This window comes from Micromonospora sp. M51 (assembly GCF_018070305.1).
Classification (GTDB): Bacteria; Actinomycetota; Actinomycetes; order Mycobacteriales; family Micromonosporaceae; genus Micromonospora; species Micromonospora parva.
Genome location: NZ_JAGPXZ010001172.1, coordinates 1 through 1,229, shown reverse-complemented (window position 1 = coordinate 1,229; position 1,229 = coordinate 1). Strand labels below are relative to the sequence as shown.

The window sequence follows — 1,229 nt, the reverse complement described above, 5'->3', positions numbered from 1 at the left end:
GCTGGCCAGCCAGCCGGTGTAGACGATGTGCCGCCCGGTGCGTCCGGGCGCGCTGACCGGGATCTGGATCGAGACGCCACCGGTGTCCGGGTCCCACTGCGAGGCCGGGGTGTTGCCGATCTGGCCCGCCAACTCCAGGTTGCCCCAGCCCAGCGGTTGGGTGGCGGAGTTGAAGCCCTGCTTGGTCACGTACACCCGGATGTAGTCGGCTCCGTGACTGGCCTGGTCGAAGAAGCGCAGCCGGAAGTTGTTCGACACCGCCGTGGTCTTCCAGGCGCCGACGGTGTCCAGCGCGTTGTAGCGGGGGCTCTGGGTGCGTCCGCCGCTGCACAGCTGGCCGTCGGGGACGGCGGCCTGGTGGTTGCCCCCCACGCCCTCGCGGAACAGGCCGTTCCAGTTCCACATGGCGGCCGGGTCGGCCTGCCAGGCCTGCCAGCACATCGGGTCCTCGGTGGCCATCCGAGGGTTCTGGAAGTCGCCGCCCCACCGCTGCCAGCAGCTGTAGTTGCGCGAGGCCGGGTCGACGACCGAACCGTGCGCCGAGGCGGGCCTGGTCAGCACGGTGGTCAGTGCGGTCGTCAACAGGAGCGTGGTGGTCGCCACGATGGCGAACAGCCAGAGCACGCGTCGTGATCGGGTGAGAGTGGACATGGAGCCCCCGGGGGGATGAGGTCGGACGTCGACACCCGGATCGCCGGGAGTTGCCCACTCCCAGGCCTCATCGCTGGCTCCCGCGACGGCGCTACCCGGCACGATGCCATTTTGATCGTCACACGTCAATGGGTTCGCGTCGCATCGGCGTGTGCGGGATGCCGTCCTCGACGTACTCGGGGCCGCTGACCGCGAAGCCGTGCCGGGCGTAGAACCCGACCAGGTGCGACTGGGCCTCCAGCACGCACCGCCGGTTGCCCACCACCTCCAACGCCGCGCTCATCAGCCGGCCGGCGTGTCCGCCGCCGCGCGCCGCCGGGGCCACCACCACCCGACCGATCCGGGCGGTGCCGTCCGGGTCGGCCAGAATCCGCAGGTACGCCAGCGGCGCGCCGCCGTCGGTGAGCCAGAGGTGGCGGGTGCCCGGCTCGACGTCGCGCCCGTCGAGCTCCGGGTACGGGCAGTTCTGCTCCACCACGAACACGTCGATGCGCAGCTTGAGCAGGTCGTGGAAGGTGCGGGTGTTCAGGTCGGCGAAGGAGGCCGTCCGGACCTCGGTGGTCTGGTGGGGCTTCCAC

General features: G+C 71.0%; 2 protein-coding genes. Both read right to left on the bottom strand.

The genetic code is table 11. The features are described 5' to 3' along the window. The coding region (locus tag KBX53_RS33445) for a lytic polysaccharide monooxygenase (protein WP_210863855.1) at positions 1-651 on the bottom strand (651 nt) is incomplete at its 3' end. A 118-nt stretch (positions 652-769) separates the two neighbouring features. Then, on the bottom strand, positions 770-1,229 hold a 460-nt coding region (locus KBX53_RS33440), incomplete at its 5' end, for a GNAT family N-acetyltransferase (RefSeq protein ID WP_247676589.1).